Source organism: Rheinheimera lutimaris, from assembly GCF_013283795.1.
GTDB classification, from domain to species: Bacteria; Pseudomonadota; Gammaproteobacteria; order Enterobacterales; family Alteromonadaceae; genus Alishewanella; species Alishewanella lutimaris.
The window spans coordinates 130,938-155,542 of the sequence record NZ_JABSOD010000005.1 but is presented as its reverse complement, the minus strand read 5'-3'; the positions used below and the strand labels follow the sequence as shown (position 1 = coordinate 155,542).

The 24,605-nt window shown below is 51.8% G+C and carries 21 protein-coding genes; 11 read left to right on the top strand and 10 right to left on the bottom strand.

Going from position 1 to position 24,605, the window contains the following annotated elements; genetic code table 11:
• The first annotated feature begins 1 nt into the window (after position 1).
• Genes HRH59_RS06740 through HRH59_RS06705 form a run of 8 tightly spaced genes read left to right on the top strand, consistent with a single transcriptional unit; the run spans position 2 to position 6,429 of the window.
• Positions 2-739: a heme ABC transporter permease gene (locus HRH59_RS06740; protein ID WP_173500505.1), complete on the top strand. Its 738-nt coding sequence runs from the start codon at positions 2-4 to the stop codon at positions 737-739.
• Complete coding sequence (gene ccmD / locus HRH59_RS06735; RefSeq protein ID WP_173500504.1) at positions 740-940, top strand: heme exporter protein CcmD; 201 nt, start codon at positions 740-742, stop codon at positions 938-940.
• Complete coding sequence (gene ccmE / locus HRH59_RS06730) at positions 940-1,446, top strand: cytochrome c maturation protein CcmE (RefSeq protein ID WP_173500503.1); 507 nt, start codon at positions 940-942, stop codon at positions 1,444-1,446. Before ccmD ends, ccmE begins: the two co-directional genes overlap by 1 nt.
• Positions 1,447-3,411, top strand: coding sequence for a heme lyase CcmF/NrfE family subunit (locus tag HRH59_RS06725; RefSeq protein WP_173500502.1), 1,965 nt, complete (start codon positions 1,447-1,449; stop codon positions 3,409-3,411).
• Positions 3,404-3,976 carry a DsbE family thiol:disulfide interchange protein gene (locus tag HRH59_RS06720; RefSeq protein ID WP_173500501.1) on the top strand — a complete coding sequence of 191 codons (573 nt, stop codon included), beginning with the start codon at positions 3,404-3,406 and terminating at the stop codon, positions 3,974-3,976. The genes HRH59_RS06725 and HRH59_RS06720 overlap by 8 nt, the downstream gene beginning before the upstream one ends.
• On the top strand, positions 3,973-4,443 hold the full coding sequence (locus HRH59_RS06715) for a cytochrome c-type biogenesis protein (protein WP_231702418.1): 471 nt from the start codon (positions 3,973-3,975) through the stop codon (positions 4,441-4,443). Before HRH59_RS06720 ends, HRH59_RS06715 begins: the two co-directional genes overlap by 4 nt.
• Positions 4,440-5,636 (top strand): c-type cytochrome biogenesis protein CcmI, encoded by a 1,197-nt coding sequence (gene ccmI / locus HRH59_RS06710; protein ID WP_173500500.1) that lies wholly within the window; start codon positions 4,440-4,442, stop codon positions 5,634-5,636. Before HRH59_RS06715 ends, ccmI begins: the two co-directional genes overlap by 4 nt.
• A gap of 1 nt (position 5,637) precedes the next feature.
• Complete coding sequence (locus tag HRH59_RS06705) at positions 5,638-6,429, top strand: MlaA family lipoprotein (RefSeq protein WP_173500499.1); 792 nt, start codon at positions 5,638-5,640, stop codon at positions 6,427-6,429.
• Between the two features lie 20 nt (positions 6,430-6,449).
• Here the strand turns inward: HRH59_RS06705 and HRH59_RS06700 are convergent, their stop codons facing one another.
• From HRH59_RS06700 to HRH59_RS06685, 4 genes are all read right to left on the bottom strand, one after another.
• Positions 6,450-8,000 (bottom strand): methyl-accepting chemotaxis protein, encoded by a 1,551-nt coding sequence (locus tag HRH59_RS06700; protein WP_173500498.1) that lies wholly within the window; start codon positions 7,998-8,000, stop codon positions 6,450-6,452.
• Between the two features lie 117 nt (positions 8,001-8,117).
• Positions 8,118-9,347 (bottom strand): ABC transporter permease, encoded by a 1,230-nt coding sequence (locus HRH59_RS06695; RefSeq protein WP_173500497.1) that lies wholly within the window; start codon positions 9,345-9,347, stop codon positions 8,118-8,120.
• Complete coding sequence (locus HRH59_RS06690) at positions 9,344-10,096, bottom strand: ABC transporter ATP-binding protein (protein ID WP_173500496.1); 753 nt, start codon at positions 10,094-10,096, stop codon at positions 9,344-9,346. The genes HRH59_RS06695 and HRH59_RS06690 overlap by 4 nt, the downstream gene beginning before the upstream one ends.
• A gap of 2 nt (positions 10,097-10,098) precedes the next feature.
• Entirely contained in the window at positions 10,099-11,541 is a 1,443-nt protein-coding gene (locus tag HRH59_RS06685) for an efflux RND transporter periplasmic adaptor subunit (RefSeq protein ID WP_218573478.1), read from the bottom strand.
• 178 nt (positions 11,542-11,719) lie between these two features.
• Here HRH59_RS06685 and HRH59_RS06680 point away from each other — a divergent pair, with 178 nt between their 5' ends.
• Positions 11,720-14,425, top strand: coding sequence for a S8 family serine peptidase (locus HRH59_RS06680; protein WP_173500495.1), 2,706 nt, complete (start codon positions 11,720-11,722; stop codon positions 14,423-14,425).
• Positions 14,426-14,510: 85 nt separating this feature from the next.
• Complete coding sequence (locus tag HRH59_RS06675; protein WP_173500494.1) at positions 14,511-15,698, top strand: serine hydrolase domain-containing protein; 1,188 nt, start codon at positions 14,511-14,513, stop codon at positions 15,696-15,698.
• 72 nt (positions 15,699-15,770) lie between these two features.
• On the opposite strand, the gene HRH59_RS06670 is transcribed toward HRH59_RS06675, so the two are convergent.
• From HRH59_RS06670 to rlmA, 5 genes are all read right to left on the bottom strand, one after another.
• Positions 15,771-16,262, bottom strand: a complete 492-nt coding sequence (locus tag HRH59_RS06670) for a RidA family protein (protein WP_173500493.1) — start codon at positions 16,260-16,262, stop codon at positions 15,771-15,773.
• 13 nt (positions 16,263-16,275) lie between these two features.
• Positions 16,276-16,902, bottom strand: a complete 627-nt coding sequence (locus tag HRH59_RS06665; RefSeq protein ID WP_173500492.1) for a c-type cytochrome — start codon at positions 16,900-16,902, stop codon at positions 16,276-16,278.
• A complete protein-coding gene (locus tag HRH59_RS06660) occupies positions 16,899-18,503 on the bottom strand; it encodes a flavin monoamine oxidase family protein (RefSeq protein WP_173500491.1) in 1,605 nt (534 codons plus the stop codon). Before HRH59_RS06660 ends, HRH59_RS06665 begins: the two co-directional genes overlap by 4 nt.
• Before the next feature lie 73 nt (positions 18,504-18,576).
• Complete coding sequence (locus HRH59_RS06655; protein ID WP_173500490.1) at positions 18,577-21,144, bottom strand: TonB-dependent receptor plug domain-containing protein; 2,568 nt, start codon at positions 21,142-21,144, stop codon at positions 18,577-18,579.
• A 377-nt stretch (positions 21,145-21,521) separates the two neighbouring features.
• The gene (gene rlmA, locus HRH59_RS06650) at positions 21,522-22,334 is read right to left on the bottom strand and encodes a 23S rRNA (guanine(745)-N(1))-methyltransferase (protein WP_173500489.1); all 813 of its coding nucleotides are present in this window, start codon (positions 22,332-22,334) and stop codon (positions 21,522-21,524) included.
• A 265-nt stretch (positions 22,335-22,599) separates the two neighbouring features.
• Here rlmA and HRH59_RS06645 point away from each other — a divergent pair, with 265 nt between their 5' ends.
• Positions 22,600-22,923 carry a DUF440 family protein gene (locus tag HRH59_RS06645; RefSeq protein ID WP_173500488.1) on the top strand — a complete coding sequence of 108 codons (324 nt, stop codon included), beginning with the start codon at positions 22,600-22,602 and terminating at the stop codon, positions 22,921-22,923.
• A 102-nt stretch (positions 22,924-23,025) separates the two neighbouring features.
• Here the strand turns inward: HRH59_RS06645 and HRH59_RS06640 are convergent, their stop codons facing one another.
• Positions 23,026-24,582: a peptide MFS transporter gene (locus tag HRH59_RS06640; protein WP_173500487.1), complete on the bottom strand. Its 1,557-nt coding sequence runs from the start codon at positions 24,580-24,582 to the stop codon at positions 23,026-23,028.
• Positions 24,583-24,605 lie beyond the last annotated feature (23 nt).

The following is a 24,605-nucleotide window of genomic DNA, read 5'->3' as shown; positions in this document are numbered from 1 at the left end:
TATGTTTAAGTGGTTGCATCCTTATGCCAAGCCTGAGACCGTTTATCATTTGTGCGGCCGGCTGTATCCGTGGTTAATGGCGTTAGCCGTGTTGCTATTGTTGTTGGGTAATATTTGGGGCCTGGCCTTTACCCCGCCGGATTATCAGCAAGGCGACAGCTATCGCATTATTCATATTCATGTGCCTTCGGCCATTATGTCGATGGGCACATACTCTGCTATGGCTATTGCGGCCTTTACCGCTTTGGTATGGCAGGTAAAAGTTGCTCAATGGTCAGTACTGGCGCTAGCACCGGTGGGCGCGGTGTATACCGCTATCGCACTGATTACCGGCATGGCCTGGGGCAAGCCAATGTGGGGCACCTGGTGGGTATGGGATGCCAGATTAACCTCTGAGCTTATTTTGTTGTTTTTGTATCTGGGCGTGATAGCGCTGAGCGGTGCTTTTTCTGACCGGCAAACCGGGGCTAAAGCCGCTTCTTTGTTAGCAGTGATCGGCGTGATTAATTTGCCGGTGATCCATTTTTCTGTCGAATGGTGGAACACTTTGCATCAGGGCGCGTCTATAACCAAGTTTGCCAAGCCGTCGATCGATCCCAGTATGCTGTGGCCGCTGTTGATCAGCATCCTGGCGTTTAAAATATTAATGTTAGCGTTGCTGTGTTTGCGCCTTCGCAATGCCATTTTACAGAACGAGCAACACCGGCCCTGGGTAAAAGCGCTGGCGGGAGGACACTAAATGCATTTTCAGTCGTGGGCAGAGTTTTGGGCCATGGGCGGTTACGGCCTGTTTGTCTGGCTGTCATTTGGTATTACCTATTTGTTGCTGGTTGGCCTGGTGGCTTACAGCCATTATCAGCATAAGCAGTTTAAACAGCAGCTGGCCGCGAGGTTAGCGCGTGAGCAACGGGTTAAGCAGTATCAGGAGCACACAGAGTAATGCAATCAAGACGTCAGAAACGCTTATTTGCGGTTTTACTGGTTATTGGCCTGTTAACCGGCGCTGTGGCCGCTATGTTGTATGCCTTGCAGCAAAATATTGATCTGTTTTACACGCCATCGCAGTTGGTTGAAGGTTTGGGCAAAGACAAAATTAAGCCACAACCCGGCCAGCGCCTGCGTATTGGCGGTATGGTAGTGCCAGGCTCCGTACAGCGGGACCCGGACTCGCTGAAAGTCAGCTTTGATTTGGTCGACACCGGCCCGGTGGTGACAGTAACGTTTGAAGGTATCTTGCCGGATTTGTTCCGTGAAGGTCAGGGCATCGTGGCCCAGGGCACATTAGTGGACCAGACAACCATCGCCGCTACTGAAGTACTGGCCAAACACGATGAAGAATATATGCCACCGGAAGTGGCCGAAGCATTAAAAGGTATCCGGCATGTACCGCCGTCACAGCTGCAACAAAAAAACAGCGACGCCAAGCCAGCAGAAGGACGTTACTAGATGATAGTTGAAGCCGGTCAGTTGGCGCTTACCTTTGCTTTTGCGCTATCGGTTCTGTTGGCCATAGTGCCGTTATACGGCAGTTTTGTCGCTAACCAGCGTTTGTTACTGCTGGCAAAGCCGCTGGCGCTGGGCCAGTTTGTGTTTTGCTTACTGGCGATGCTGGCACTGATTTACGCCTTTCGCAGCAGCGATTTTACCGTAATTAATGTGGCGCAAAACTCCAGCTCCACCTTGCCCTGGTATTACCAAATTACCGCCAGCTTTGGCTCGCACGAAGGTTCCATGCTGCTGTGGGTATTAATGCTGGCCGGCTGGACTGCGCTGGTGGCGCAGTATTCCAAAGCGCTGCCGTTGCTGTTACAAGGCCGTATTTTGGCCATTCTCGGTATTATTTTGGCTGGTTTTATCGCCTTTTCGCTGTTTATGTCTAACCCGTTTGAGCGTAGTCTGCCGTTTTATCCGGTAGAAGGGCGCGACCTTAACCCCTTGTTACAAGACTTTGGCATGATTTTACATCCGCCTACCTTGTATATGGGCTATGTTGGTTTTGCAGTGGCTTTTGCCTTTGCCATTGCGGCGCTGATGAGCGGCCGCTTTGACAGTATTTGGGCGCGTTGGGTGCGGCCCTGGGCTTTGGCAGCCTGGTTATTTTTAACCTTGGGCATTATGCTCGGCAGTTGGTGGGCTTATAACGAATTGGGTTGGGGGGGCTGGTGGTTTTGGGACCCGGTAGAAAATGCCTCCTTTATGCCCTGGCTGGCCGGTACTGCGCTTATTCACAGCCTGGCGGTAACGGAAAAACGCGGCACCTTTAAAAGCTGGACTGTGCTGCTGGCGTTGGCGGCTTTTGCGCTTAGTTTGGTCGGCGCCTTTTTAGTCCGCTCCGGCGTGTTGGTATCGGTGCATTCTTTTGCCACCGATCCCGGCCGCGGTATGTACCTGCTGGTGTTTTTATTGTTAGTGGTTGGTGGTTCTTTACTGTTGTACGGCCGGCGGATGCACTCAGTACGCAGCCAGGCGCGCTACCAGCTGTTCTCACGCGAAATGCTGCTGTGGGGCAATAATATTTTTCTGCTAACCGCCTGTTTAATCGTATTCCTCGGTACCTTGTTCCCGCTGTTTCATAAAGAGTTGGGCTTGGGGTCTATTTCTATCGGTGAGCCGTTCTTTAATCAAATGTTTTACTACCTGACCATCCCGTTTGCTCTGATGTTGGGGTTAGCCCCCTGGGTACGCTGGAAGCAACAGCAGTTAGCACCGTTAATTAAACCCTTTAGTTTGCTGGCATTAGCGGCGTTAACTCTGGCTTTGGGCGTTATGGCCAGCATGCAAACGGTGCAGGCTAATCTGGCATTAATGGGCTTATTGCTCGGTGCCTGGGTAGGTATTTCCGCGCTGGCGGAAGTAACACTGCGCATTCGTCAGTTTGGCTCTGTCGGCAAAGGTATCACTAAGTTAAATGCCAGCCACTACGGTATGACACTGGCGCATATCGGCTTTGCCGTATTGGTGGTAGGCGTGGCGATGACTAAAACTTATACCGTAGAGCGCGATGTACGCATGCAGGCAGGCGACACTGCTCATGTAGCCGGTTACGACTTTACCCTGGTGGAAGTTTATGAGCTTAACGGCGCCAACTTTGGTGGCCAGGCCGCCGAGCTGGATGTGCGTAAAGACGGCCGTTACCTTACCCATTTACACGCAGAAAAACGTTTTTATCGTATTCAGCGCACCATTATGACGGAGTCGGCGGTGCACGCCAGGTTAAGCCGCGATTTATACGTGTCGCTGGGCGAAGAGTTGCCCGGCAATGCTTGGGCGATGCGTATTCAGGTTAAACCTTTTGTACGCTGGATTTGGCTTGGTGGCTTATTAATGTCATTCGGTGCTTTGCTTGCTCTGGCAGATAAGCGTTACCGGCGCAAAACCTCAGGGCAGCCAACGGAGCCTGCTAATGCGTAAAGTATTGTTTTATGTGCCTTTGGTGTTATTTCTGGCATTAGCGTTGTTTTTACTCAGCGGCTTGTTTTCCGATCCGCGCGAGCGGGCCTCAGCGGCACTGGACACGGCATTGCCGGATTTTGCTCTGGCGGATTTGATGCAACCGCAGCATATCTGGACACCGGAGCAGCTGCGTGGCGAAGCCTTTTTGCTGAACGTGTGGGGCACCTGGTGCCCAACCTGTAATGCAGAGCTGGGCTATTTAACCGAGCTGCGTAGCCAGGGCGTTAAAATTGTCGGCCTGTATTATGAACTACCGCGCGACCCGGCATTTGACGCCCCGTTCGACTTAGCGGTGCTACAGCAGGACGTAACACAAAAGCTGGCCCAGCATGGCAACCCGTACCAATTTAATATTCTCGATTTGCAGCGTAGCCTGGCACTGGATTTAGGCGTCAGCGGAGCGCCGGAAACCTTTATTATTGATGCCAACGGCGTAGTGCGTGCACACCATATCGGTGATATCAACCCGCAGGTATGGCGTACTAAGTTGGCGCCGCTGTATCAGCAATGGAGCCAACCATGATGCGGATACTTGGTGTGTTACTGCTGTTGTGCGCTGTAAGTGGCCAGGCGCAGGAAATACTCAGCTTTGAAAATGAAACCGAACGCCAGCTGTATCAGCAGCTCACGGCAGAGCTGCGTTGTCCGCAGTGCCAAAATCAGAATATTGCCGACTCTCATGCCATTGTCGCGGTAGATATGCGGCAAAAAACCTATCAATTGGTGCGGGAAGGCCACGACAGGGCACAGGTACTGGATTACATGAAAAACCGCTACGGTGATTTTGTGCATTATCAACCACCGTTAAACCGTTATACCTTATGGCTGTGGTTATCACCGCTGCTAATGTTACTGGCATTGGCCGGCGCCGGTTTGTATCGCCGGGTACAGCAAGTACCGCAAGATGCGCAAAGTGCCGGGGCAGAGCAACAAGGGCTTGAAAGCGAGCTGGATCAGCTTATCGACCGTTACCGGAGTAAAAAAGAATGATGTGGCCGTTGTTTATTGCTGCTTTAAGCATGCTGTTGTTAACAGCGCTATGCCTGTTTTGGCCACGGCGCAGTGCGCAATTAGCGCTGCAAACCCCGGCACAGTTATTTGAAGAGCGCTTGCAATTATTGGCCCTGGCGCGCGATGCCGGCGAGCTGGCAGAGCAGGATTTTGACAGCGCGGCACAAGAGCTGAAAAGCCAGTTTGTCTTACAGCAACAAAATCAGCTGCAACAAGATAACCGCGCGGGTTGGCCGGTACCGGCGATATTACTACTGCTGGTGGCAGTTATAGTCGGCGGCGTTTACGCGCTTAATGGGCATTACCGGCAGTTACACGACTGGCAGCAAGCGCAACAAAATCTGCAGCAATACGGTGAGCGTGCATTGTTAAACCAGGGCGAGCCGTTGTCAGAGCAAGAAGTAGAGCTGTTTGCATTGGCACTGCGTACACGGTTAGCCAACGAGGGCGACGACGCTGTGGCCTGGATGTTGCTGGGCCGTATTCGTTTGTCGCAAGGTGCGGTTGAGCAGGCGATAGATGCCTTTGAGCGCGCATTGAGGCTGACACCGGAGCGGGCACCATTGCTGCTGAGCTACGCTCAGGCGCTTATTTTACTGGGTGATGATGATAGCCTGGCGCGGGCAGGCAGGGCAGTAGCAAGAGTGCTGAGCCGTGAAGCGCAAAACAGCGATGCGCTGTCGTTGATGGCGCTGATAGCCTATGAGAAAGGCGATATGGCCGAGGCCACAGCCGCGTGGCAAATGTTATTACAGCAATTGCCGCAAGATGACCCGCGTTATGATGCGGTGCAGCAACGCCTGGCTGAACTGGGCGTAGCAGATGCAACTGCCGGCCGGCAAATCCGTGTTAATTTGTATGTGGCACCAGAGCTGAAACAAGCTAACCCGGACGCCAGCTTGTTTTTATTCGCCCGTGCGGCAGATGGCGCAGCGTTACCGTTAGCGGTGCAACGTATTCCGTTACCGGAAGGAGAGTTGCAACTGGTGTTAACGGAGCAAATGGCGATGCAAAGCGGCTGGAGCCTGGCAAATTCCGACCAGGTGCAGGTAGTGGCGCGAATGTCATTGTCCGGTACAGTAGAACAACGGCCGGGAGATATTCAAACGGTGTCTGATGTATTAAATTTTGACGAGACAACACTGACAATAACTTTAAAACTGGAACCTTAATATGCGGCCTTTTTTATCGCGTCATCTTTTATTGGCAGTGGCTCTGCTGGTTTTGTCCGGTTGTGCGGCTAAGCCTGTGGCGCCGGAGCAGGCTGCTGCGTCAAGTGTAAGCCAGGCTGCTTATACTGATCCGCGTGACCCGCTGGAAACCATTAACCGGCCGCTGTGGGATTTTAACTACGATATTCTCGACACTTATCTGTTGCGCCCGGCTACTGTGGGTTACATGACAGTAGTGCCGAAACCGGCGCGTAAGGGCCTGGTTAATGCGGCAAATAACCTCGCAGAGCCGGCCAGCTTTTTAAACGGTATGTTGCAAGCCAAGCCGTCACGCTCTGCGGTAAGTGCGGGGCGTTTTTTAGTTAACAGCACCCTGGGTTTATTTGGTTTATTTGATGTGGCGACTAAAATCGGCCTGGTAGAGCAGCAGGAAGACTTCAGCCAAACTATGGCAGTATGGGGCGTGGGTGACGGCCCTTATCTGATGCTGCCGGCCCTGGGGCCAACCACAGTGCGCGGCACCACCGGCGGCCTGGTCGACAACCTGTATTTTCCGCTGGGGCTGCTTAATACGCCGCTGACGCTGACCCGCGCTTTAATTGGCGCGCTGGACAGCCGTGAGCAGTTAATGTCGATGGAAAGCCTGCTGGAAGAGTCGCTCGACCCTTATGCATTTATTAAAGAGTCTTATTATCAGCGGCAGCAGTTTAAAATATACGACGGTAACCCACCGCAGCAGGAAGAGCCGGAACTGGACGAAGATATTTTCGATGATCTGCTGGACGATCTGTAACATCAGTGGCACTAAACTTTTTAGTGCCGCTTAAAACCAATTCTGAAACCACCCCAGTGCCGGCCGTTAACATAAACCGGCACGGATAAGTCGTGTAAAATCTCGCCGGTATCCCGCTTATAGGTTTGCAGCAACATGGTTTCGGTGTGGCTGCCGCAGCGGCTGCCGGTACGGTCACTGAAAATACGTTTGGTGCGGTTTTGCAGTAAATCTTTGTCATAATTCCCGGTTAACGGCTGGCAGAACTTCTTATTATGCGTCGGGAAATAGCCCTTTCTGTCCACGGCACCGGCGTACAATACATTGGTATGCCTCGTTAAAATGGGCTCCTGAATCGTCGGAAACTGCTGATCGGTAAAGCTGTCGTAGCCGGTATGATATTTCGGTGGATTACTGCCGCTGATTTGCTGGTATTTTTCAGCAAAAACAGCGTCTGCTGTCAGTTTGTTATCGGCAATAGCCTTGCTGAACAGTTGGCCAATCTGGTCCGCTGCCTGTTGTGCTTCGCGCAAAATGTCGCTGTAAAAACTGTGCTCACTAAGGCTGTTCAGTTCGCGGTAAATGCTTTCGGTTTCTTCAGATAAGCTAATTGCCTGGCCGGCTACAGATTGGCCTTTATCGGTAATACTTTGCAAAGTGCGGCTGATGTTATCCACCGATTGCGCCAACGATACGCTGGTGCGGTTCAGTTCGCTGCCGGCTTGCTCAATTTGGCCGAAGGTGTCAGAAGATTGGGCAATCTGGCGGTTAATGTCAGTGAAGCCGGCGGCTACTCCGGTTAACTCTTGTTGTACCGCGGTGCCGCTTTGTTGCAGGTTTTGCATTTGTGCGGCGGTATGTTGGCTTTGTTGGCGGATATCGGCCAACATGGTGGCGATATCCTGCGTAGCTGCAGCCGTTTTCGCGGCCAATGCCCGCACTTCATCTGCTACCACGGCAAAGCCGCGGCCTTGCTCACCGGCACGTGCAGCTTCTATAGCGGCATTTAACGCCAGTAAATTGGTTTGGCCGGCTACCGTGTTGATAACTTCAGTAATGTGTTGGATATTGTCGCTACTGCTGCGCAGCTGCTCAAGGTCCTGCGCGGCTTTTCTGACTTCCTGCACCAGGTTGTTAATATTTTGCACTGAGCTGCCAAGCAGGGTATCGGCCTTTGCCGACGCGCTGGCGGTATGCTGTAAGGTTGCCCCGATAGATTGCAGCGATTGGGTAAGCTGCGAGCTGGTGCTGGCCAGCATATTGCTGACATCGGCTATTTTTCCGCTGTCTTCACTGCTGTGCTGAATGTCTTTAATCAGGCTATCAATGTAAAACGACACTTCGGCTGAGCCGATAGCCATATTTGACGTGGCAGCGGTGATTTTATCTGCGGTGTCAGCCAAAGCGGCTTTGCTGTTATCTGCCGCCGGGCTTACGCCTGCATCGGCTGTTGGCCAATACAGGTACAGTAATAACAATACCGCGCCGCCGAGTAACGGCCATACGGCAGAGCCGCTAAGTGTAAATGCGAGAGTTTGCACCAGCACAAACGCCAATACCAACAACGCAGGTTTAAGCTTGATGTTTTGCATAAGCGTCTCTTATTTCGACAAAAAAACTACCAATGCAGCAGTGTTGGGAAAAACACAGCAGCTGTCAATTCAGCTGTCGCCGGATAAGACTAAAGTCTGATAGCCACTTAGCTGCATTTATTCATAACGCAGCGCATCTATCGGCTGTAAGCCGGCAGCTTTGGTGGCGGGATAATAGCCGAAAAAAATACCAATCAGGCAGGAAAACCCCACGCTCATCAGTACGACATGCAATTCAATAATAGCGGTTAAGCCGGCAAAGTGCTGCAATGACAAACTAACGGCTACTGCCAGCGCTAAGCCGATGGCGCCACCCAGGCCGCAAAGTAGTACCGCTTCGATCAGAAATTGTTTCATGATCACTTTGGGCTCAGCGCCTACCGCCATGCGCAGGCCAATTTCGCGTGTACGTTCGGTGACCGACACCAACATAATATTCATAATGCCGATACCGCCTACCAGCAAGGATACTGAGGCCACGGCTGCCAGCAGGCCATTAAAAATCTGCATGGTTTCCGAACGGGTTGCGATCATTTCTGATAAATTGCGGATACGAAACGGCGGCTCGCTGTCAGTGCTGCGCAAGCGCTGACGTAACAGGCTGTCCATCTGTTGCTCTACATCGGCCATATCGCGCTCATCTTCTACCTGAACAATAATCGAGCGCACCGCTTTGGGGCTGGATAACGTCAAGCCGGCAATACGTTTACGCACCGTATCCAACGGCATAAAAATAAGGTCGTCCTGGTCATTGCCCTGAGTATTCTGGCCTTTGCCGTTAAGTACGCCAATAATGGTTACCGGCATTTTATTCACCCGTACGGTTTGCCCTAAAGCGTCGCCGGCACCAAACAGCTCGCGTTTTACGGTTTGGCCTATTACTGCTACCCTGGCGGCGCTGGCTAACTCGGTGTCGCTGAACGTGCGTCCTTCAACAACCTGCCAGCTTTGTGCCGCATAAATGCGGTTATCCACACCATGAATTTCCGGTGCCCAGTTCATATTGCCGTAGATTAACTGGCCGCTGGCACGCATGGTTGGCGCGGCAACATTGACCTGCGGAATTTGTTGTTCAATCGCCAGCGCGTCCATTTCGGTTAAACCCTGGCTACTGCCGCTGGCTTCACGGGCGCCGCCGCTAAAACGACCGCGGGCAAAGATCACAAATACATTGCCGCCCAGGCTTTTAATTTGCTGATCAACGTCATAGCGGGCGCCGGCGCCCAGCGCCAACATAATAATTACCGCTGCCACGCCGATAATAATACCCAGCATGGTTAAAATACTGCGCAACAAATTTACCCGCAGTGCCACTGCGGCTACTTTAAACAGTGTTAAGGTATTCATGCGGATACCTGCGCTAACCGTTGTTGGCGAAATTGCTGCAGCGCCACAGCGGCGTTTTGTGGCTGTGTTTTTTTATCTGCAATAAGCTCACCGTCGCGAAATGTCAGCTGGCGGCCGGCAAAGGCAGCAATATCCGGCTCGTGTGTCACTAATACGATGGTTTTACCTTGCTGATGCAGCTGTTGAAATAACTGCATGATCTCCAGCCCGGTTTCACTGTCCAGTGCGCCGGTGGGTTCATCGGCCAGCAGCAATGCCGGCTGGTTTACCAGTGCCCGCGCTATGGCTACCCGCTGTTGCTGGCCGCCGGATAACTGCGCCGGATGGTGGTCCATGCGCTGTGCCAGGCCAACCAACTGCAAACACTCGGTAGCACGGCGGATAGCCTCATGTTTCGGCGTATTACTGTACAGCAATGGCAGCATGACGTTGTCCAGGGCAGTGGTGCGCGGCAGCAAATTAAACTGCTGAAATACAAAACCAATGTACTTGTTGCGTACCCGTGCCAGCTGCGCTGCGCTTAAGCGGCTGACATCGTCGCCCTGTAATAAAATCCGGCCCAGGCTGGGCGAGTCTAAACAACCCAGCAAGTTCATAAATGTGGATTTACCGGAGCCGGACGGGCCCATTACTGCAACAAATTCGCCGCCGGCAATATTGATATCCACGCCTTTTAAGGCACGCAAATGCTGGCCACCCATTTGATAGTGTTTTTCCAGCGCCAGGGTGGCGATAACTGCTGTGGTCATGGTTAATCTACCCTTACTGCGCGTACTATTACCGCATCGCCGTCTTTTACCTCACCGCTCAGTACTTCGCTGTATTCATCGTTACTCAGGCCAATGCGGATGTTTACCGCCTGTGGCTGGCCGGTATTATCCAGCAACCATAGCTGTGCTGCGGTGCCGGTAGCACCTTTCTGCCTTGTTGCGCGCCGCTCATCGGTAAGCTTAAGGTATTGTTGATATTCCGGCTCAGAAAGCAGCATTTGCAGTTCATTCTGCAGTTTTTGCCGCTCGCGGCTAAAGGCCTGACGTGCGTCAGCCATCGGGTTGTCAGCACCTTGTGCTCTGGCTTGCTGCAGGTTATCTCTGAAGGTGTCATATAACCGGCGCACCTTAGCGGCTTTTTCAGCGTTTAACTGCAAACTGTTAATCAGCTCTGCTGCCTGGTCTGGCCGCTCGCCGGCGGCCGGGCTGTTACTGCTGCCGGCCGGTTTAAAGCGCAGTGCCGCATTGGGTACCCGCAACACCTGTGTTTGCTGGCCGCGCACAATATTTAAATTGGCCGTCATGCCCGGCAACAACAGTTGTTGCTGATTAGGGGCGTTAATAATGACTTTGTAAGTCACCACGTTGTTGGTATTGGTGGCGGCTTTGCGCACCTGGGCTACGCTGCCGCGAAAATGCTGTCCGGGATAGGCATCAACCTGAAACCTTACTTGCTGGCCTTGTTGTACCTTGCCAATGTCGGCTTCATCAACATCGGCCTCGATCTGCATCTGTGACAAATCCTGCGCTATGGTAAACAGCGTCGGCGCCGACAGGCTGGCAGCAACGGTTTGGCCGGTGTCTACCTGGCGGTCAATTACGGTGCCGTTAACCGGCGAGCGGATAGTGGTGCGGTCTAAATCCAGTTGTGCTTGCTCCAATTGAGCGTTGCGCTGCAGCAGCTGGGCTTGTGCGCTTTGAATTTGGGCATCGGCCAGTAAAATTTGCGCCTGCGCGGTTTCAAATGCTGCCAGTGCGTCATCCAGTTCACTCTGATTACTGAGTTTTTGCTGTACCAATTGTTGTTGGCGCTTAAACGCGCGTTCGGCACGGGCCAGTTCGGTATTCGATTTGGTCAGTGTCGCCTGTTGTTGCGCCAGGCTGGCTTGGGCCATTACCACATCGGCCTGCGCCTGGCGTAATTTAGCTACGTAGCTGCGGTCGTCCAGTTTGGCAATGGCCTGACCCTGGCTGACATCGTCATTAAAATCAACGTACAGCTCAGTTATCAACCCCGATACTTCGGTACCCACTTCCACGGTGACCACCGCGCGGGTAGTGCCGGCAGTATTTACCACACTTTCAATATCGCCGCGGGCCAGGGTTTGGGTTTGATACTGTATTTGCTGTGGCTCAGCACCGGCAAACAGCCAAAAGCCGGCAGCAACACTTATTACAACAACGGCAGACATCAGATAACGCAAAGCTTTTACTCCGTAAAATTGTTCCTGCTTACTATAACCAGCTGCGCGCGGCGGGCAAAGTCAACGGGGGTAAAGGTTATGTAAAGGCAATACAAAATTAGCTATTGTATAAACAGTTGCTCTTTTTCGTGAATAATGCCGTACTATAACTATGCCGTTGTGTCATTAGGGGAATGTTATGTACAGATCTTTTGTTCGTAAGCTGTCAGCTGTTGTGTTGTTAGCTGCCGGCTGCTTTCAGTTACAGGCGACTCAGTTGCAGACGACAGAGCAGCGCCTTATCCTTACTTTCGATGCGCAGGTAAGCGCCGGTAGTGTTGATTTATCGCCGGCACAGCGTTCAGGATTGGCTAACAGCAAACAGGCCAGGCTGCAGTATTTTAACCATTTACCACAACTGGCGGTGGTGGCATTGTCAGCCGGTAGCGATGTAGATGCCGCTATTGCGCAGTACAGTGCCATGCCGGGTATCGCCGCGGTAGAGCGCGATGAGCGCGTATATAAAACAGCAGAGCCAAATGATCCCGGCTTTGCAGAGCAATGGCATTTAAAAGCCGGCAGCGGCATTAATGCGGTGGATGCCTGGGATCAAACTACCGGTGATAATCAGCTGGTAGTGGCGGTAATTGATACCGGCATTGATTACACCCATGGTGACCTGGTGGATAATATCTGGCAGAACCCCGGCGAAACTGCAGCTGATGGCATTGATAATGACGGCAACGGTTATATTGATGATATTCGTGGTATTAATCCGGCAGATGACAGCGTCGACCCGATGGATGATGACGGCCACGGTACTATAGTTGCCGGCATTATTGCAGCGGCCGGTAATAACAATAAGGGCGTTACCGGAGTTAATTGGCAGTTAAAGCTGTTGGCGTGCCGCTTTATGGACATTAACGGCTCCGGCTTTGTCAGCGACGCGATAAAATGTCTGGATTACGTGCTGGATTTAAAACTAAACCATGGCATCAATATTGTCGCAACCAATAACTCCTGGGGTAGTGGTTCTCAGTCCCAGGCTTTGTATAACGCCATTGCTGAGCACAACGCCGCCGGCATTTTATTTGTTGCCAGCGCAGGTAACAGCAATTCACAAGCCAAGTTTTACCCGGCCGCCTTCGATTTACCCAATGTAATCAGCGTGGCAGCGCATGATGAACAGGGCGTAAGAGCCGACTTTTCCAACTATGGCCGCGACTGGGTGGATATTTCTGCGCCTGGTGTAGCAATTTTATCGTCTACATTAGATGATGACTTTGTTCTGGCGTCCGGCACCTCGATGGCATCGCCAATGGTGACAGGTGTGGCAGCTTTATTAAAAGCGGCAGAGCCGGCGCTGACTATGCAGCAACTCCGGGCTCGCATTTTGGCCTCCGGGGTGCCGGCAACAGACGCCTTGCTGGCTGCACAAACGGCCAGCGGTAACTTTTTATTAGCCAGTGGCCCTGGCCAAAGCGGCGCATTAAATTGTGTTAATCAGCAACTGCAACGGCGGATGTTGCCGGCCGCGGCTTCCCTGTCCGTTGCGCCAAACAGCAGTATTGGCATTGAATTGTTAAGCATAGATTGTGACGGCAACAGTGTAGCTGCCACGGTTACCGCCGGTGTTGCCAATACACCGGTAGCTATTGCCGACAATGGCGTAGCGCCTGATACCCATGCCGGTGATGGTATCTATAGCGGTAACTGGGTGTTTGACGGTAACGCTACTACGCTCAACTTTCCTGATGGCGCAGTACAAATTCAGCCCCGCAATGACAACTACTGCAGCGATAATAATGTCAGCGAAATTCCGCTGGCTGAGTGTAATGCCCTGGTGCAATTGTATTACGATACTCAGGGCCAGAGCTGGCAGCAGCAAGATAACTGGTTAACCAATAACTTACCCTGCGGCTGGTACGGTATTACTTGTACCGGTGGTCGTGTTACCGGTATTAAACTGGATGACAATCGCTTATTCGGTAGTATTGCTGCCGGTTTTGCTCAGCTGACAGAACTGCAACGTCTTAATCTGAGTTATAACAGCCTTACCGGCACCTTCCCGCAGGCAGTACTGCAACTGAGCAAGTTGCAGCGTCTGGAGTTGTGGGGTAATGCATTGGAAGGTACTTTACCGTCAGCCTTAGGTAACCTGTCGGCGTTGGTTTGGCTGGACATATCATTTAACCGCTTTAGTGGTCAATTACCGGCTACGCTTAGTAACCTCAGCAATTTGCAGCGTTTGTTTGTCGAAGATAACCAGCTGTCCGGCGCTGTGCCGTCCGGTTTGGGACAATTGTCGCAGCTTGGCATGTTATGGCTGGCAAACAACGGTTTTTCCGGCACCCTGCCGCAAACCCTTACCAATTTATCTCAGCTGTTCTCCTTGCGGTTTGACGGCACAGAGCTTTGCGCCCCGATTAACCAGCAATTTAATGATTGGTTAGCCGGGCTGCAAGAGCTGGAAGTTAACGCCGATTGTGATAATACAGCACCGCTGGTATCTGCCGGCGCGGCGCAGACGGTGGCGAGTGGCGCAGTGGTGCAATTGCAAGCCTCAGCAACCGATGCTGACGCTAATCCGTTAACGTACAACTGGCAACAAACAGATGGCCCTGCCGTTACGCTTAGCAGTACCACGACACTTGGCAGCAGCTTTACCGCACCGACAGTCAGCAGTGTAACTATTTTACGTTTTAGCTTTACCGCTGATAATGGCATTACCGCCAGTAGCAGTAATGTTGCCATAACCGTAAACCCGTCAAATAGCGGTGGCGGCAACGGGGGGGGAAGCAATAATGGCGCTAACAATGGCGGTAGCGGTGGTGGCAGCAGCAGTGGCTGGTGGTTAGCCGCCCTTGGCTTGTTATGCTGGCGCCGGCCAACACAGCCGGGCTAAAGCCACTACAATGCCCGGCTGTGTTGGCCGGGCGGCAACAAATAAACATATATAACAACGCATAAAAACAGGGTAACAGTACAGGGTGAAACAGTTTTTCTTAACGATTTTGTGTTGCTGCAGTGTCTCTGTTGTTGCTGATACCCATGTCAGCAATAGCTATGTGGCGCCGCTGATTGCCGACTTTGATCAATATTTTGCCGGTCAGTTAACGCAGCATGATATTCCGGGTGGCGCTTATGCCATAGTGCAGGGCAACAGAATTATTGCTACCGCCGGATTTGGTGTACGCCAGCAAGGCAGTATTGAGCCGGTAGACCCTTATACTGTTTTTCGTATTGCTTCAGTGTCAAAAACCTTTGCCGGCGGCCTTGCCGGCATTTTGGCGGCAGAGGGGCATTTCAGTTGGGACGATAAGCTGGTGGATTACCTGCCGGGCTTTTCGTTCAAAACTAAGCGCTACAATCAGCAGTTAAAACTGGCGCATTTATTGTCGCAAAGTACCGGTGTTATGCCCAATGCTTATGACAATCTGATTGAAGCCAACTTACCGCTGGAGAGCATACTGCCGCAATTTAGTAAAATTGATCCGCTGTGCCCGCCAGGTCAGTGCTATGGCTATCAAAATGTGTTGTTCAGTTTAATTGAGCCGGTTATTGAACAGTCTACCGGTAAAAGCTACGCCGAATTAATGCAGGAGCGTATTTTTACCCCGTTACAACTGCCCACCGCATCGGTAGGGTTGGATGGTTTTTTCAGCACTGAAAACCGTGCCATGCCGCATGTCAGAGCGCGTGGCAAGTGGCATGACGTTGAGGTGGCTGAGAGCTACTATCGCTTTAGTCCGGCTGCCGGCATTAATGCCAGCGCCATAGATTTAGGCTACTGGCTGATAGCACAACTGGGGCACAATCAGGCGGTATTCCCCGATGAATTACTGCAGCAGCTTACCGGCAAACGGGTGAAAACCCGCCGTGATCTGCGCCGTAAAGAATGGCGCCGCTATTTAACCGATGCGCACTATGCTCTGGGCTGGCGGGTTTACCAGTTTGGCCAGGATGAGCTGATTTATCACGGTGGTTGGGTAAAAGGCTATCGCGCCGAAATTGCCTATTCGCGCGAGCATCAGTTGGGGTTAGTGATGTTGATTAACGCTGAATCGAACATGATTAACGAGCTCGGCACCTATTTTTGGTCCGGTATGCTTACCGCTATCCGCCAGCAACAAACGGCCGATGCCAGCGAGACTGATTTTTCTACCGTGCAGGATTAACTGTCTGTTAGTTTCACCGGCGACCAGTTGTAATTGTAAATGTGTTTAACTGCAACTGGTGCCAGTCAGCTGTTATGGACGCACAGCAATTACCTCTATTTCTACTAACATGCCCTCTGCTACTAAACCGGCTATTTGAAAAGCCGAACGGGCCGGCAAATTGGGTTGTTGTTTGGTACCGAAAAACTGCGTATAACCACGCATAAAACCGGCAAAATCCATCTTACCGTCCAGCGCTTCATCGCCCACCAGAAATACCGTCATTTTTACCACATCTGCCATGCTCAGCTGTTTGCTTTTCAGGCTGGCTTCAATCTGTGTCAATACATTTACCGTTTGTTGTTCGGTATTGCCCCAGTAAGCGGCAGAGTTTTTTTCTGCGCTGCTATCCAATGGCGACGGTACCTTGCCGCTTTCATAGATCACAGCTTTAGCCGCAGGCACTTCTACTGCTGCGGCTATCGGAAAGCTGCTGTTATTCGGCAAAGGGTAGCGGGTTATATCCGCAGCCTGGCTATAACTGCTGAACACCAGTACCGCTGCAGTGCAAAAACTCAGTTTCATTTATGTATCCTTATTATTTTGAGGAAGAAGCTAAAGTGTCAATATAGGCTACTACATCATCAATAGCCTGCTTGTCCGGCAGGCTTTGCGCAAACGGGCGCATAGTGCGGCCGTAGGTATCGTCTGCCTGGTTACCGCGCCAACCATTTCTGAAAGCAATAAGTTGCTGCGCCAGATACCCGGGTTGCTGACCAGCCAGCGGCGGTGCCTTAAGTTGGGCGTTACCTTCGCCATTGCTCCCGTGGCAGGCCCGGCAAGTCTGGTACAACAGCCGGCCGTGCTGCACATCATGTTCTATGCTGCCTGGTGTTGGCTTTGCCACCGGCTTAATACTGCGGATAAAAGCAATGGCCTGATGTATTTCGGTATCGCTCATGATGCCGGCAACAGCTTGCATTTCTTTGCCGTGCGTATCATCCTGCGCCCCACCGCGCCAATTGTTGCGAAAAGCGACAAACTGCTGCTGCAAATACCAATCCGGCAGTATGCTCAGGTTTGGTGCTTGTATGGCAGCATTGCCCTGTGCGGCAGAGCCGTGACAAACCAAACAATAGCGGGCGTTTGGTTGCTGCGAGTCGGCCACGGCGGCATTACTCGGTAAAAACGCCACCGACAGCAGCACTATAAGCAGTTTGTTCATGCCATAACTCCTGTGCTGTGTTTTTTGCCGCGTGTCGCTTCGCGGCGTTCAATGTCTGCTAATGCATGCCACGCTGAGCGCACTGCACCTTCCTGCCAGCCAGGATGCATACTGAGTTGATCGCCAATTAAGTAGTGGTTTCCGGCCGGCGCCTGCAGTTGCGCAAAGCCGGTTTTTTGTAACTCTTCTGACCATACTGCACCGCAGCCAAGCATATGGTTCATCCGTTGCCAACAAACACTTACGCCGCTCTCAATATACTGCGCGTAGTTGGCGTGTACTTTAGTCCCCTGAGCAATGGCTGCCGCTATCCGCTGCGGGTGTGTCATCGCAGCAAAGCGGTCCGAGATTTCCGGTACCCAGCTGTAGGCGCCAAGCAAAATGCCTTTGGCCTTAAACGCATCATGGTGCGGGTACCAAATTTGCGTAATGTCCTGGTTAGTCCAGCTGATGCCGCTGTAAATATCTTCCTGCTCCCAAAAGCGCTGCTTTGCCTGCAAGCCTATTTTGGTTAGTTTGCCACGGCCCAGCCGGCGCATCACGGCAAGATAAGTAGCCGGTAAATTACTCTCAATACCACTAACCAATTGCGCAGGTATGCAATTCAGGCAGTAGTCGGCTTGCTCTGTGTGGTGTTCACCTTGCCGCAAATAAGTCACTGCCACACCTTGCGGTAGCAACTGAATATTAGTCACCTGACAGTTAAGCTGAATATCAGTTGTCAGCTGGCGTAAAAAGGCCTGAACTATGTTGTCCATACCGCCGGCGGGAGTCATTAATGCCGGAGCCTGGTCGGCTATTTCGGCAAAGTGCATAGCACCGGCGGCAAAATTACTGCGCAGTAAATCTGCCAGTGGCCTGGTTGGTTTTATGACGCCCGGTGCGGTAATTCCGCCGCTGGCATAACCGGCTCGTTCTGAGCCACGATAACGCAGATCAGCTGTTAAATCGCCGTAGGCTTTGGCAAAGTCGATAAACTTTTCCATGTCCTCTGCATTAAAAGGTAATTCTGCTGTTGCAGCAGCGCCGGCAGATTTTGCCAGCAATTCACCGATAAAGCCGCGCACATCAGCTTCGTACTCACGAATGCGCAGCGGTTTGCCGCCGAATACGGCATCATCCTGGGTGTAGCAATTTTTGTTGTGATTACTGAACAACTGCAAATCGACACCGAGAGTGCGGCAATAATGCAAAATAGCACTGTGGTGTGCCGGAATACGGGCTGCACCGGCGTTAAAATACAGGTTGGGGGCGGCGTCAAACGGGCAAATTTGCGGTGCACCAAGCTCGTCAATAAAATCGCCGTGGCGCAGTGTCATTACTCTGCCGCCAACGCGGTGTGAAGCTTCAATAATCCTGCAGCTGTAACCGGCGCGCTCTAACTCATAAGCCGCGGTCAGGCCGCTGATGCCTGCGCCTAAAATTAATATTTTGCGCTGCTGTCCTGCTAAAGGCTTAAGTGTCACCGGGCTGGCTTTCAGTGGCGTTGTCGTCAAACCAAATAAGCCGGCGGCGTGCAATACCGCTGAGCTGCCACCGGCTTTGGCCAGCAGATTCAGGCATTGGCGCCTGGTTAGGGGGGCTTTAAGGTAGTTATTCATAAAGAACGAATTCCGCTGTAAAAACGGCACTAAGCTGATGTCAGCTTAGTGCACGAACCGGTTTTCCGGTACGTCAGAACTGGTATACAGCCCGCACGTAGTACATACCGCCGTTGAAGCCGTAAGGCGTAGTCGTCGGGTATTTTGCCCCGGCTATGCCGCCATAGGGGTTTTCGTCCGGATACTTGTTAAAGGCGTTTTGTGCACCCAACACCAGCTCAAGCTCTGCAGTAAGCTTATAACCCAGTTCCAGGTCAACTGTTACAGCAGAACCTTCGTCAATAGGCAGGCTGCCGTCATCCAAATGCGCTTCCCAGAACGAGCCATAGTAGTTAAGCCGGGCCAGGGCCCGCCAGTTGTTCTCTTCGTGGCTAAACGACAAGCTACCCCGGGTGTTGGGCAAGTTTTCTTCTAACTGGCGCACTTTGGTTTCGCCGACGTTGGTGGTTAACGGGTCCAGCGTAACTTCGGTATCGTTCCAGTTAAACACCAGGTTTAGTTTGCTGCGGCCGCGGCCTATATCTATATCCTGGCTTACCACCAAATCGATACCCTGAGTGCGGGTATCAAAGTCATTGGTAAAGAACAAAATACTGGAATAACTGCTGGCGTCACTTACCCCCATAGCCAGCAGGGCAGCGATATCCTCTTCCTCTAATGTCAGCGGCGAGGTTTGGCTTAAACGGTCGGTTACTTTAATGTTGTAGTAATCCAGCGACACGTGCGTTGTCCCCAGGTTCATTACCGCACCGAAGGAGAAGTTTTCTGACTCTTCCGGTTTTAACGGCTTACCGCCTTTTTGAATCGAAATAGGGTTGTCCGGCGGCAAGGTTGCCTGATCTTCCAATCCGTTCGGACCAAAAGCGGTAGTCACGTTAATCACTTTGCTCTGGCCGATAGTCGGTGCCCGAAAACCGGTGCCTGCGGCAGCACGCAGCGAAAAACTGTCCGTCAGATGATACAGCGCCGATACTTTCCAGTTCGTGGTATCACCGAAATCGGTAAAATCCTCATAACGCAGGGCGCCGTTTAACATCAGGTCGTCGGTAACCCAGGCTGAAGCATCAGTGTAGAACGACAGGTTACGCCGGGTAAAAACACCGGCGGCTTCCGGTTTAAAACCGGGAAAGCCGTTAGAGCCTATGCCAAAACCCTGGCTGGCCAGCGGCCCTACGGTAAAAGACGGCACATCACCTGCTTTTACTTCAAAGATATCTTCGCGCCACTCCACACCACCGGCCAGTATTAATGGTTCAGCCAGGCCGGCGTCAAATTCACGGAACATATCCAGGTTCAGGCCAATTTCGGTTTGCACATAGGTGCCGGGATCAAATGAGGTTGGCGTTTCCGGACCCATCGACGGGTTAATGGTGTTGCTGATAGAAAAATCTGCCTGACTGCGACCATAAGAGGCACTCATATCAAACATAATATCGTTGAGCCATTCGCCTTTTACGCCACCGGCAATAGAGGCATCATACACGGTGCCACCAAAGCGTGGGGTAAAGCCGCCGGGCAACATTTCGGTAAAAGCCCAACAGTTTGCATCCGCAGTTATGGCGGCCAGATCGGCAGCTATGGGAATACCATTTTCATCCAGGCGCAGTGCCGGGCAACTGACACCATCATCCGGGGTCAGGTCACCTACCAGCACAGTATCGTATTCTACATCGTCTACGGTAACCGGTGAGCCTTGATATACACCGCTGCGGTTGGTTGGGTTGCGGTAATAAAAGCCGCCTTCTACTTCGCGTTTGGCATAGTTGCCAAAGGCATAGGCGTCTTTGCCGTTACCTAAGTCCAGCTCAAAGTTGGCAAACAGTTTTAAATCGTCTTTAATTTGCGGCGAGCCCCAAATTTGCGCGGGGTTGGCTACTGCGGTATTACCGGCGGCAATTAGCCCGGCGGCATCATCCCGTTGCACACTGCGGCTGGTTGCATCGGCGGTGCGGTATTCAAAACTAAAGTTGGCCGAGCCTTTGTCAGTAAACGGCAAGCCGATATTACCGGCAAATTGATCGCTGGCACCGCCATCGTAGTATTCCCCCCATTTTGCTTCCAGCATGCCGCCTTCACTGGCGTTTTTCAGTTGGAAGTTCAGTACCCCGGCAATAGCATCCGAGCCATATTGTGCTGCAGCACCATCGCGCAGCACTTCGACCTGGCGAATAGCAATGGCTGGGATCACGGAAATGTCCGGTCCCTGGGCTCCGTCCGAAATACCACCGCCTAAGAAGGCGATAACAGCGGCACGGTGGCGGCGTTTACCATTTACCAGCACCAGTGTTTGGTCCGGACCCAAACCCCGCAGGTTGGCCGGGCGGATCAGTGTTGCGGCGTCGCTGATAGGTTGAGCATTAATATTAAAGCTGGGCACCATAGTGCTCAGCAGATTCAGCATGTCGGAGTTACCCTGGTTGGTAAACTCTTCACCGCCGATAATGTCTATAGGTACCGGAGATTCGCCCACTGAGCGTGGTGCAGACCTGGAACCAACTACCGCAATTTTTTCTACCGGTTCAGCGTCGCTTTGCGCCGCCTCATCTGCCCACGCTTGCGGTTGGGAAAGCATCGCCATTGCGACTGTGCCAAAAAGCGCAACTTTGATGCAGTGTGCTACTGAATTTTTATTATATTTCATCTGTGTTCCCATATTCGTTAATCTTTAATTAAAAATGATTAATATCAAATTGTTGAAAGATGAAAACGCCACAATTTTTTGCGCTTCAGTAGCATTAATGCAAAGAGTGTGCGCAAATTTTGCGCGCCTCGCCTGCGAAGGTGTAGCCAGGGGAGGGGTTGGTTAACGATAGTTAATTAAATTAATTAACAAAGTGGGGTGTAGCGCTTACATTTTCTGGGGCTAAGACAAAACATGCTGTTAATAAAGCGGCGGGAAATAGCCGGAAATTTTTTTCGGCTAGCAGGTATATAAGCAATATATGTAGTAAAAACAAACTGCTGGACACCCCATAACAGGGCAAAATGTGCAGTGATGGTGCGTAACAGATTGCACTGTTAGTGCCCGGCTGTTAGCGGTGCTTTTTGGTACACATCCAGCTGAAAGTCGACATCAATTTGCGGCAGCGTGGCGGCAAATTGCTGTTTTTGCTCTGCGCTGAATTTCCACGCCAGTGGCACCATTTGTATCAGTGCCAGCACGTCTGCCGGTTGGCTGAAACTCAGCTGATATTGCAGCCGTTGCCGGCTCAGGTGGCTAAAACCGTTAATGGCTTCCACATCGTCGCTGTGCAGCCGCACCGTGTCGTACACAGCTTGTTTTATTTGCAGCAGATGCTGTGGGCCGGGCGTTACCGTAACCAAATGGCCGCCGGGTTTTAACAGTCGTTGCAGCTCTTCCGGTTTAGACGGCGCATAAATGCGCACTATGGCGTCAAAAGACTGCGCCGCAAACGGCAACTGGTACACACTGGCCACACTAAACTGAATAGCACTGTTGGCTTTGGCGGCAAACTTAATCGCCGCTTTGGAGATATCAACGCCATATACTGTCGCGCCCGGCAGTGCTTGTTTAACCTGCGCCGTATAATAACCCTCGCCACAGCCGGTATCTAATATGCTTTTTGCTGCCAGCGGGGTTAGTGTGTCACATACCGCCTGCGCCAGCGGGGCATACCAACCGGCATGCAAAAAGGCCCGCCTGGCTAACATCATCTCTTTGTTGTCGCCAGGGGCTTTAGAGTTTTTTTGCTGCACCGGCAGTAAATTAACATAACCTTCGCGGGCAATATCAAAGCTGTGACGATTGGCACACTGATACTGTTTATCATTAAGCGCCAGCGGATTTTGGCACAGCGGACACAGGTACATAGCAACTTCCGGCCGGAAAAAAGGCCGACAGTGTAGCAGCACAGCAGTGTTTTCGGCAAAGGCTTGCTATACTGGCGGCATTGTTAATTTAGCCTCGTGTCGGGTGATAAGCTGCTGACATGAACAAGCTGGCCGGTTAGAACCTGCTGCGCACAGCCAAAGAGTGTCTGAGTGAGCGCGCAAGCGTGAGCGAGTTGCTTTGGCGAGCACAGCAGTGTTGTAACGCAAGGCCTGCGATTACACTGATGTTGATACCGGAGCACCAATGCAGGATTTAGAATTGTGGACGCTGGACGAGTTATGTGACCACGCATTTGATATTTTTGAAGAACTGGCGTCAGAAAACCTGACCGCAGCAGACTACACACTTTACCAGCAACACTATGAAGCACGCGGCTATGTCGACTTAGCCATTCCGGGTGAAGACTGGGTAGAAATGATGATGCAGGATCTGGAACCCGAGCTGCACTACGAAGCACAAATAGGCTTAACCGGAGAAAACGGCGAAGCAGATATCGTGTTAGCGCGTATTCTGTTAAGCCGCGAAAAACACGAAGCGTTATGTCATGCCCAATGGCGCGGTCAGTAAAATAAGGTGGCGCGGCCAGTAATATGTAAAAAGTGGCGTGGCCAGTAAGTTATTTTTACATCACCCCAAATAAAAAGGGTCGGCATTGCCGACCCTTTTGCGTTAATGCACGCCGTGCATACGTTTTCTCAACCAGGGGCTGATAAACAACATAAATACACCAAAGCCTACACCGACATAACACAGAAAGCTGAACAGCTCCGTGTAACCTGCCAGCGCCGTGCTTACTTCAACTACTTCGCCGGCCGGCACATCTATCGCTGCCAGTTTCGCCAGTTGAGTCGCCAACAATTCTGAGTATGCCGTAGCCAGGAACCAGGCACCCATCATAACGCCAACCACTTTAGGCACCGCCAGCTTGGTTACTGCCGATAAACCTACCGGAGATAAACACAGCTCGCCCATAGTGTGCAGCGCATAGGCCAGAATCAACCACCAGGCGGCAACATAACCGGCTTCATTCGGAAACTGCGCGCCCAGCACCAGAGCACCAAAGCCTAAACCGGCCTGAATAATACCCAGTGCAAATTTAACCGGGGTACCGGGTTCTAAATTGCGTTTTGCCAGAAAAATCCATAACCAGGCAAACAACGGTGCCAGGGTAATAATAAAAAAGGCGTTTAAAGAACCAAACTGACCGGCTGTGGCGTCATAACCCAGCACATTGCGGTCCATTACGCGGTCGGCATACAGCGTCATTGACGAAGCAGATTGCTCAAACAGCGCCCAGAACACCACGGTCGACATCGTCAGCACAATCAGCACTATCATGCGGTCGCGCTCTTCTTTGGTACACTGGGTAGTAATAAACCAAATTATGCCAACCAACACGATAAACGACATACCCAGCAAAGTACTGTGTACTACAGCGTTGTACTGTACCAGTTGCCATACAACGGCCAGTGCCGGCAGCGTTGTCAGATAAATCAGCCATTCACGGTTAATACCGGCAAATACCTTTTCCTTTAACAGCGCCGGATTTGCTGGTTCGGCATAGCCATACAGGTATTTTTGTCCGGTTAAAAAGATAATTAACCCCACCACCATACCAATACCGGCCAGGCCAAAGCCATAACCCCAACCGTAAGTTTCGCCTAAATACGTCACGCTTAAGGTAGCAATAAAAGAGCCCAGGTTAATACCCATATAAAAGATGGTGAAGCCGGAGTCACGCCGCGCATCTTCTTTACCGTACAGCTGGCCGACGATAGTGGAGATATTCGGTTTTAAAAAGCCGACACCCATAATGATCAGCGCCAGCGAGAAGTAAAATACCTGAATAGCGCCGGTATCCTGTACCACTACACCGTCTTGTACATAGGCCTGAAAGCCCTCATACGCCAGGCCAAGGTGGCCAAGACATAGTAAAACAGCACCAAAGGTAACGGCTTTGCGCATACCTAAGTAGCGGTCGGCCAGCATGCCGCCGATAACCGGCATGGCATACACTAAACCGGCATAACTGCCCAGCACATCCAGGCCGCCGGCATCACTGAATAAATGGTACTTTGTTAAATACAGTAACAGCAGGTATTTCATGCCGTAGAAAGAAAAGCGTTCCCACATTTCAGTGAGAAAGCACACATAAAGCCCGACCGGGTGGCCGAGAAATTGCGGCTGGTTGGCATTCGCCACCGCAACAGTGTCAGTTGTAGTCATGGGATCCCCGGAATTATTAGAAT

Excerpts from the sequence above, each read along its gene's own strand:
- HRH59_RS06670 (WP_173500493.1), bottom strand. The coding sequence starts at position 16,262 with ATGAAACTGAGTTTTTGCACTGCAGCGGTACTGGTGTTCAGCAGTTAT.
- HRH59_RS06690 (WP_173500496.1), bottom strand. The coding sequence starts at position 10,096 with ATGACCACAGCAGTTATCGCCACCCTGGCGCTGGAAAAACACTATCAA.
- ccmI (WP_173500500.1), top strand. The coding sequence starts at position 4,440 with ATGATGTGGCCGTTGTTTATTGCTGCTTTAAGCATGCTGTTGTTAACA.
- HRH59_RS06720 (WP_173500501.1), top strand. The coding sequence starts at position 3,404 with ATGCGTAAAGTATTGTTTTATGTGCCTTTGGTGTTATTTCTGGCATTA.
- rlmA (WP_173500489.1), bottom strand. The coding sequence starts at position 22,334 with ATGTACCTGTGTCCGCTGTGCCAAAATCCGCTGGCGCTTAATGATAAA.
- ccmE (WP_173500503.1), top strand. The coding sequence starts at position 940 with ATGCAATCAAGACGTCAGAAACGCTTATTTGCGGTTTTACTGGTTATT.
- HRH59_RS06705 (WP_173500499.1), top strand. The coding sequence starts at position 5,638 with ATGCGGCCTTTTTTATCGCGTCATCTTTTATTGGCAGTGGCTCTGCTG.
- HRH59_RS06640 (WP_173500487.1), bottom strand. The coding sequence starts at position 24,582 with ATGACTACAACTGACACTGTTGCGGTGGCGAATGCCAACCAGCCGCAA.
- HRH59_RS06660 (WP_173500491.1), bottom strand. The coding sequence starts at position 18,503 with ATGAATAACTACCTTAAAGCCCCCCTAACCAGGCGCCAATGCCTGAAT.
- HRH59_RS06645 (WP_173500488.1), top strand. The coding sequence starts at position 22,600 with ATGCAGGATTTAGAATTGTGGACGCTGGACGAGTTATGTGACCACGCA.
- HRH59_RS06725 (WP_173500502.1), top strand. The coding sequence starts at position 1,447 with ATGATAGTTGAAGCCGGTCAGTTGGCGCTTACCTTTGCTTTTGCGCTA.
- HRH59_RS06680 (WP_173500495.1), top strand. The coding sequence starts at position 11,720 with ATGTACAGATCTTTTGTTCGTAAGCTGTCAGCTGTTGTGTTGTTAGCT.
- HRH59_RS06655 (WP_173500490.1), bottom strand. The coding sequence starts at position 21,144 with ATGAAATATAATAAAAATTCAGTAGCACACTGCATCAAAGTTGCGCTT.
- HRH59_RS06740 (WP_173500505.1), top strand. The coding sequence starts at position 2 with ATGTTTAAGTGGTTGCATCCTTATGCCAAGCCTGAGACCGTTTATCAT.
- HRH59_RS06715 (WP_231702418.1), top strand. The coding sequence starts at position 3,973 with ATGATGCGGATACTTGGTGTGTTACTGCTGTTGTGCGCTGTAAGTGGC.
- ccmD (WP_173500504.1), top strand. The coding sequence starts at position 740 with ATGCATTTTCAGTCGTGGGCAGAGTTTTGGGCCATGGGCGGTTACGGC.
- HRH59_RS06665 (WP_173500492.1), bottom strand. The coding sequence starts at position 16,902 with ATGAACAAACTGCTTATAGTGCTGCTGTCGGTGGCGTTTTTACCGAGT.
- HRH59_RS06695 (WP_173500497.1), bottom strand. The coding sequence starts at position 9,347 with ATGAATACCTTAACACTGTTTAAAGTAGCCGCAGTGGCACTGCGGGTA.
- HRH59_RS06700 (WP_173500498.1), bottom strand. The coding sequence starts at position 8,000 with ATGCAAAACATCAAGCTTAAACCTGCGTTGTTGGTATTGGCGTTTGTG.